The organism is Halalkalibacter wakoensis JCM 9140, from assembly GCF_000513095.1.
Classification (GTDB): domain Bacteria; phylum Bacillota; class Bacilli; order Bacillales; family Bacillaceae_D; genus Halalkalibacter; species Halalkalibacter wakoensis.
In genome coordinates this window covers 1-7,877 of sequence record NZ_BAUT01000111.1, presented here as the reverse complement: position 1 = coordinate 7,877, position 7,877 = coordinate 1, and the positions used below count along the sequence as shown (strand labels likewise).

8 protein-coding genes, 2 tRNA genes and 1 pseudogene are annotated in these 7,877 nt (G+C 37.1%); 4 read left to right on the top strand and 7 right to left on the bottom strand.

Features of this window, described 5'->3' with window-relative positions:
* Together JCM9140_RS21045 and JCM9140_RS21040 are read left to right on the top strand one after the other, a co-directional pair.
* A tRNA-Thr gene (locus tag JCM9140_RS21045) sits at nucleotides 1–76 on the top strand.
* Nucleotides 77–84: 8 nt separating this feature from the next.
* Nucleotides 85–166 (top strand) — tRNA-Leu (locus tag JCM9140_RS21040).
* A 220-nt stretch (nucleotides 167–386) separates the two neighbouring features.
* Here the strand turns inward: JCM9140_RS21040 and JCM9140_RS21035 are convergent.
* From JCM9140_RS21035 to JCM9140_RS21005, 7 genes are all read right to left on the bottom strand, one after another.
* Nucleotides 387–1,775, bottom strand: coding sequence for a protoporphyrinogen oxidase (locus JCM9140_RS21035; protein WP_034751323.1), 1,389 nt, complete (start codon nucleotides 1,773–1,775; stop codon nucleotides 387–389).
* A 221-nt stretch (nucleotides 1,776–1,996) separates the two neighbouring features.
* Nucleotides 1,997–2,623: an FMN-dependent NADH-azoreductase gene (locus JCM9140_RS21030; RefSeq protein WP_034751320.1), complete on the bottom strand. Its 627-nt coding sequence runs from the start codon at nucleotides 2,621–2,623 to the stop codon at nucleotides 1,997–1,999.
* A 221-nt stretch (nucleotides 2,624–2,844) separates the two neighbouring features.
* Entirely contained in the window at nucleotides 2,845–3,405 is a 561-nt protein-coding gene (locus JCM9140_RS21025; protein WP_034751317.1) for an NAD(P)/FAD-dependent oxidoreductase, read from the bottom strand.
* A gap of 70 nt (nucleotides 3,406–3,475) precedes the next feature.
* The gene (locus JCM9140_RS21020) at nucleotides 3,476–3,790 is read right to left on the bottom strand and encodes a MarR family winged helix-turn-helix transcriptional regulator (protein ID WP_369384473.1); all 315 of its coding nucleotides are present in this window, start codon (nucleotides 3,788–3,790) and stop codon (nucleotides 3,476–3,478) included.
* 279 nt (nucleotides 3,791–4,069) lie between these two features.
* Nucleotides 4,070–4,468: a (deoxy)nucleoside triphosphate pyrophosphohydrolase gene (locus JCM9140_RS21015; protein WP_034751315.1), complete on the bottom strand. Its 399-nt coding sequence runs from the start codon at nucleotides 4,466–4,468 to the stop codon at nucleotides 4,070–4,072.
* A 44-nt stretch (nucleotides 4,469–4,512) separates the two neighbouring features.
* Nucleotides 4,513–4,710 carry a hypothetical protein gene (locus tag JCM9140_RS21010; protein WP_034751312.1) on the bottom strand — a complete coding sequence of 66 codons (198 nt, stop codon included), beginning with the start codon at nucleotides 4,708–4,710 and terminating at the stop codon, nucleotides 4,513–4,515.
* A gap of 39 nt (nucleotides 4,711–4,749) precedes the next feature.
* Complete coding sequence (locus JCM9140_RS21005) at nucleotides 4,750–5,514, bottom strand: AraC family transcriptional regulator (RefSeq protein ID WP_034751309.1); 765 nt, start codon at nucleotides 5,512–5,514, stop codon at nucleotides 4,750–4,752.
* Between the two features lie 145 nt (nucleotides 5,515–5,659).
* Between JCM9140_RS21005 and JCM9140_RS21000 the strand changes: the two genes are divergently transcribed.
* The gene (locus tag JCM9140_RS21000) at nucleotides 5,660–5,926 is read left to right on the top strand and encodes a hypothetical protein (protein WP_034751306.1); all 267 of its coding nucleotides are present in this window, start codon (nucleotides 5,660–5,662) and stop codon (nucleotides 5,924–5,926) included.
* 77 nt (nucleotides 5,927–6,003) lie between these two features.
* A pseudogene (locus JCM9140_RS20995) lies at nucleotides 6,004–7,679 on the top strand (ribonuclease J).
* The last annotated feature ends 198 nt before the right edge of the window (nucleotides 7,680–7,877 follow it).

Below are 7,877 nucleotides of genomic sequence, written 5' to 3'. Positions count from 1 at the left end.
GCCGGCCTAGCTCAATTGGTAGAGCAACTGACTTGTAATCAGTAGGTTGGGGGTTCAAGTCCTCTGGCCGGCACCATTTATTTCGCGGGTGTGGCGGAATTGGCAGACGCGCTAGACTTAGGATCTAGTGTCTTATGACGTGGGGGTTCGACTCCCTTCACCCGCATTTTTATCGAAAAAAAGTAGCCGAATGGCTGCTTTTTTTGCTTTGAATGAATAAGGCTACATAGAACTAAGACAGTAATTTTTAAATGTGAGGTGCCCGTTGCCTTTAACAACATGCAGTTTTTGGTACATAATAAACCTTATGTCACTTTACAAATTGCAGGCTAATTAAAAAAAGAAGGACGGTCGAGAGTTAAATCTCAACCGTTCTTCTTTTTTGATTACAAGATCGAATTTATTAGTTGTTCAGCTGTGTCTTGACCATTCTTGATACACGCTCCAATTCCGACTCCAAAGTATGAGCAGCCTGCAAGAGTAACGTTAGGGAAAAAAGAGGTCATTTTTTCATTTAAGGAGCGAACAGCTTCACTATGGCTTAGCGTGTAGTTCGGCATTAGTTCATCCCAAAATGTGACCTCAACGGCAGTTGGCTGTGCCTGTAGACCAAGACTTTTTTGAACATCAGTAAGGGCAGTTTGGATAAAGTCATCTTTACTCATTTGCTTCAAAGCTGAGTAGGAAGGATTTGAGCTTTTATAAAATAATCGCACTAATAAGTTCCGCTTTTTAGACGTATGTTCCCACTTTCTGCTTGTCCATGTACATGCATCACAAAGGACGGAATCGCTATTGGATACGATGAAGCCTGTACCGTCAGCAGGGAGCTCTTCATCGGCAATATCAAACCCTAGGTAGATACTTTTTAAAGAAGAGTTTAATAACTGTGCAAAGTCTGCATGTAAACGTTTGTCATCAAGCAGTCTTTGTGCAACATGATGAGGTGTGGTGATGACGACGTTGTCCGCATAAATGGGTTGATGATTTGAAAATGTGATCTGATATTGCTGATCCTCTTTTTTTATGTTTGTCGTCGTTACTCCTTTTAAAATAAGTGATTCAGACAGTTCTTCTTCCATGCGATCCATTAACGTTGACATTCCATTTTTAAACGAGATGAACTTTTTTGCAGATTGAGCGTTAAATGTCTCTTTGTTTTTCTCTAATCCTTTAATGATGCTTCCATACTTATTTTTATAATCAAGTAAATAAGGTAGGGTGGAGGCAATGCTTAATTTATTAAGATTGCCAGAGTAAACACCTGATAAAACAGGGGCAATTTGTTTCTCAACTAGTTCTTTTCCTAAGAAAAATTCTAAAAAAGCACCAATGGAATCCTCTTTTGTAAACTGTTTGTTTTCTTTTTCTAAATCCTTCAAGGCTTCTTGTTTTCCTTTTTCAGAAACAAGTGTGCTTTTATACAATGATTCCACGCTAGTAGGGATGCCAAAGATTGAATCAGCTGGGATTGCATGAAGTTCATTTTGGGAAAATAAATAAGAAACCCCAGTAGAGTTATAAACGACTTGCTCTTGCAATTGAAGATCCTCAATTAGCGGCATAACACTTTCATGCCTAGCAACAATGGAGTCTGCTCCCGTTTCCATAATAAATTCGTCGGTCGATACCGAATGAATTTTTCCACCTAGAAATTCATTTTTTTCAATAAGGATTAAGTTTAGATCTAGATTATGTTTCTTTTTTTGTTTTGATAAATAGTGCATTGTGGAGAGACCTGTGATGCCTCCGCCAATAACGGCTATGGTTTTCAGTGTTCTCACTCCTAAATCTATAATTTCCTTTCTTATTATAACGCAATCGTAAAACGAATCCTCTTTTTTTCCTCTCTTGACAACATACTGCCACATTCTATGTGAGGATGTCTAATATGAAAGATAGGACTTATTGATTTAATGTTTGTTTTTTATATGAATAGAAAAAATCGGATTGCATCTAATATAGAAGCAACCCGATTTTTTTAATGAGCAATAGATTAAAATTCCTTCGCTACTGCAACAGCTTGTTGTAAACCTTTTTCGATAATTTCTTCTGCTTGATCAGGGAATTGGTTATGACCTTCAATGATGACCGAAGTTAAGTTTTCAATGCCCCAGAAGCCAAACATGGTTTTAACAAAGTTAACAGCCATTTCAGAAGATTGTGCTGGACCTTCTGAGTATACACCTCCACGTGCATTCAACAAGACAACTTGTTTGTCTGTAAGCAACCCTACAGGACCTTCTGGGGTGTAACGGAATGTTTTACCAGCTTGAGCCATGTAATCTAAATACGTGTGCAACACAGCAGGTACTGTGAAGTTCCATAGTGGGAAAGCAAGAACAATTTTATCTGCCTCTAGGAATTGATTTAAATAGCGGTTTACTAGATCAGTTGCTTCCTTTTCAGAAGGTGTTAATTCGATTCCTTTTGCTAATTTAAACATTCCATTGATTTTATCTGTATCATAATAAGGTAGATTTTCCTCAAATAAGTCAAGCTCTGTAATCACGTCATCTGGATTTGATTGTTTATATTGATCAAGAAACGTGTGATAAAGTTTTACACTTACCGCCTGATCAATAGGTCTTGAATTTGCTTTAATAAATAATACATTTGCCATACTAAAAAAACCTCCATTTAATAATGTTGCTATAGCAACGAAAGTTACAAAAAAAGTCCTAAATAAAGAAGTTGCTACACATACTAATTTGTACGTTGTTCAGTATAAAAGAAATTGAGATCAATTGTCAACGTTAAAGACTTTCAATAGTAAAAAAGAAAGTAGGGTGAACAGAAAAAGTTGTTCAAGAGGAGGTTTTCCTCTGAGCAACTTTTCTTTAATTATTTTAGAATGTCATGATCAACATAACGCTCACCATTAAGCTCGCTAATGATGTTAATGGCCACAGCTGCACCATTTCCAGATGTAACAATTGTATGAACACTTACGCCCGCAATAGTACCACACGCCCAAATTCCTTCTTTATTTGTACGGCCATCTTTATCCACTTCAACAATGGATTTAATTCTTGGTTCTGTTCCAGGTATGACGGTTAAGCCGATTCTTTCAGCAAGATTACTTAAGGCACCTGTTGCAAACAGTACGTGTTTTGCTTGAACGGTTTCGTTTTCTCCCTCAATCGTAAACCCTTCATCATTGGAAACAATGTTGACAACGGTGTCATTTAAAAATTCTGCTCCAAATTTCGTTGCTTGTTGTTTTCCTGTCTCAATTAAATCAGGACCTGCGACTTCAGGCACACCATAATGATTTTCTACCCACGCACGTTGTGTCATTCCTTTTCCGTTATCAAGAACAACGGTTTTCTTTCCATCTTTAGCAGCAAATATAGCAGCACTTGAGCCTGCAGGACCTGCACCGATAATGGCAATATCAAACATGTTTCATTCCCCCAAATATAAATAGTGTAGCGAATATGCTACCTGTATACCTATATCTGTAAAAGAGCTGTTATAAAAGCTCTTGAACATTTTTGTTCATTTTATCAAGGAGCTTCTCCATATGTTGAAGGTCTTCTTTAGAAAGGCCTTTACAAACTACTTCATTAAACGCTTCTGCTATCGGAATAATTTCTTCACCGAGTTTTTTACCACATGGTGTAAGAAAAAGTTTGACAGAACGTCGGTCATTTGAACAGTTGCTTCTCGTAATAAAACCTTTTTTTTCAAGGCTTGAAGACATTCTCGCAATATTCGTCTTATCTTTATCTAATTTATTTACGAGTTGGTGTTGGGACAATCCATCTTCTTCCCACAATAACATCATAATTAAATTTTGCTCAGGAGCGAGGTTATAAGGTTCTAATTTCGCTTTAATGTAGCTAGTTAGATTGAGATCGGTTTTGTGTGTAGTTTAATACTAATGTAATCTTGAAACGTAAATTTCAAAGAAGAAGCACCTCGCATTTTTAGTTGCTATACATACTAATTCTAAGTTGAGTATAAAAAAAATGTATGTTTCTGTCAATTGTATTAATTCACGCCATGTGAAAAACCAATACACCAGCATCTTGGATGTATTGGTTTAAAGTGGTTAGAGAGAATGTTACTTTACTTCTTGAATTAAAGTGTTAACGGCAGGCACGTCTGCCGGTGCCCAATGTAAGGAATTCAAACTTTGTCGTTTAAGCCAAATAAGCTTAGCATGCTCAAGGGCTATCGGAGTACCTCGTACCATTTTTCCTTTTATAGCAATTAGGTGAATGTTGACCTGTTCGTATTCATGTGTGTACTCATGAAATAGGGTGAGAGGTTCAATCTCACACTGTATTTCTTCCATGATTTCTCTTTTAAGAGCTGCAAAAATATGTTCATCCTTTTCAACTTTTCCTCCAGGGAATTCCCACATGTTTGGCAACGACATAGTAGGCGACCTGAGAGCACATAAAATTTCGTTTTGCTCATTTTCAAGAATAGCAGCAACGACTTTTATCGTTTTTTTCATTTTTAAGGTGACCTCCTAGTGGTTTTTTAGGCACTACGGGGAAATCACTTTAACTTTTCACCTTCAACCACTAAAAACTTCACTATTTCTCCTACATCCTCATTATCTAATTCGTAAGATGCAGCTTTGATCTCTTCAAAAATCAGTTGATCAATGACTTCGTCTCGATCCAGATTAGCCCAAGCATTTTCCTTATCTAATTGTGCAAGCTGTGATTTGATTCTAGTTAATGCATCTTCCAAAGAAAACCTCTCCTTACTCTGTTTTATAGTTATCATTCGTTATTCTTTACGTCTGTAAACACCGGGCGATTTTCCATACTTTTTTTTGAATAATTTGTGGAAATAGGTATAACTTCCGAAACCACAATTTTCTGCAATTTGCTCGAGAGGTAACACGGTATATTTCATTTGATCTTTTGCTGATGTTAATCGAATTTCTTGAGCGTATTCAATCATCGTTTTGCCAACATATTCTTTAAATAAATGTACAGCACGTGAGACGCTAAGCTCAACATGTTGTGCAACCTCTTCAATTTTAAATGCCCTTAATGCGTGTTCTTCAATAAATCGCATCATCCTTGTAACGACAGGTGGACGCTCGGTAATGGCGGATGTTTCATTAACAGCTCGCTCTAACGATAAACAAAGTGCTTTCATTAAATGATCTTTTAATTCTTTGTTTTCCTCCGTCTGTGGGCGCCTTTCTTCAATAATAATAAATCGCCACAAAGCTAACACTTTTTCATCTAAATTAATACGAGAAACAGTTGGTTTGTTTGACCTTCCCCACCACTCGTCAATCCAAGAACCTTTACAAAACACAAAAAAATCACCACTTTTTTGGCCTTCTCCAATTTTTATTTCATAATATTCACCTGGCCTAAGGAGAAGTAAGTCTCCTTTTTGAATGTTGATATTTTGCCCTTTCGCATGAATGTGACAAGTTCCTTCCGTTTGAAGACGAAACAAATAATCATTCAATCCAGAAGATGAGTAAAAAGGTTTGGAATGATAGGAATAACTACAGAATCCAATTGAAATCATAAAATGCTCCTTTTGAAAATAGCAAAATCGTTCATGTTTGAATTATACCATTTTATAGAAAAAATGGTGAAGATGAAGCACTATAAGAAGATTATATGGATTTGAAGTAAGGGTAACAATAACAAAAAAAGCGGAGGCGAATGTAATGAAAACCATAAATGGTCAAATCATTGCTGGTGAATTTGATTTTGAAGCAAATGAGTTTATGCTTCGAAAGGTAAAACAGCATGAGACGGTATCGATTATTAAAGAAAGACAATTTTTTAGACTGTTTCACTACTTACAAGATCAACAAGATTGTGAAAATCAACAAGTGATTACCCTTTATGATCAAATGCTTATTCCTTTGAATCAAGAAGAAGTGAAAGCGTTGGTTACGGATTTAAAACAAATTGAACCTTTGTATCATTAGTAATTGAATGGATGAAAAATAAAGAATAACAAAAACGATCATACTAGAAGTATGAATAGATGAGGGAGGTAATGGTGATGAGGTCCATTGAAAGTCCAGTGTCCGTATTTGCTTTAGGCGGTTTACATGAAGTTGGTAAAAACATGTATGCAATCGAAACAAAAAACGATATTCTTATCATCGACTGTGGCAATAAGTTTCCAGACGAGAGTTTATTAGGAATTGACTTAATTATTCCTGATCTTACATACTTGCTTGAAAATAAGGAGAAAGTTAGAGCCCTTATTGTTACGCACGGACATGAGGACCATATTGGGGGAATCCCGTTCTTTTTAAAGAAATTAAATGTTCCTGTTTATGCGACTCGATTTACATTAGGTTGATTGAATTAAAGCTCGAAGAACATAAATTGCTAGCGGAAACAGAACTAATTGAAATCACGGAAAATTCTAATGTCACTTTTGAAGAGGTAACACTTGAATTCTTTAAAGTTACGCACAGCATTCCAGATTGCTTAGGAATTGTTTTTCATACACCAGAAGGAAAAATTGTTCACACAGGTGATTTCAAATTTGATTTAACACCTGCGAAAAAGGATGAGCAAGCTAACATTCATAAAATGGCTGAAATTGGCAAAGATGGAGTTCTCCTATTGTTATCTGAAAGCACGAATGCGGAACGGCCGGGTTCGACTCCTTCTGAGCAAATGGTAGGCAAACATGTGGAAGAGGCATTTATGAAAGCTGAGCGAAAGGTTATTTTATCAACATTTGCATCCAATGTTAGTCGTGTACAGCAAGTAATTGATGCTGCTCAAAAAACAAATCGTAAATTAGCCCTCCTTGGACGAAGCATGGTCAATGTGGTTCAAGTTGCAAAGGAACGTGGCTATCTAACGATTCCAGATGGGATGTTAATTGATCAACAAGAAATTAATGAACTGCCACCTGAAAAAGTAGCGATTTTATGTACAGGCAGTCAAGGAGAACCAATGGCAGCTCTTGCACGCCTTTCAACTGGAAACTTTCGAGGTGTGGAGATTCTAGCTAGAGACACGGTGATTTTTGCTGCCGGACCTATTCCAGGGAATGAAAGAAGTGTCACAAGTATTGTCGATAATTTCTATGCCCTTGGAGCTAATGTTATTTATGGTTCAGGAAGTACATCGGGGATGCACGTATCAGGTCATGGCTATCAAGAAGACTTGAAGTTAATGCTTACGTTAATGAGACCAACTTATTTCATCCCCATTCACGGTGAATATCGGATGCTTCACCAACATCGATTATTAGCTGAGTCGGTAGGTGTAGAGGAAGGTAACACGTTTATTTTAAATAATGGTGAAGTTGTAGATGTTACAAAAGATGAAGCACGTCAAACCCGAAAGATTCCTGCTGGTAATACGTATGTGGATGGTTTTGGAGTAGGCGATGTTGGTGATCTTGTTTTACGCGATCGAAAGCAATTATCGGAAGACGGGATGGTTGTGATTGTCGTAACGATGAGCAAAACAGAAAGAAAGATGCTCTCAGGACCTGATGTGATTTCTCGTGGTTTCGTTTACGACCGTGATTCAGACGATGTTCAAAAGAATATGAACCGATTAATCACGAAAACAGTCAACGAGCTTTTAGAAGCAAGAAAATATCAATGGAATGTCATGAAACAGACGTTAAAAAAAGCAGTTGGTCAATATTTATTTAAGCAAATGAAGAAAAAACCGATGATTCTTCCAATTATTATTGAAGTGTAAGGTCCAACTAAGAGCAGGAGGTGTCTAAAGGACACCTCTTTTGTTGTTAGTAGGAAGAGGGGGAGCAAGTTCGGACAGAAAAGCAGTGAAAAAAGAAAAAGGAGTCCGAAGAGAGAGCAAGTTCGGACAGGAAAGCGGTGCAAAAGGAAAAAGGAGTCCGAAGAGAGAGCAAGTTCGGACAGGAAAGCGGTGCAAAAG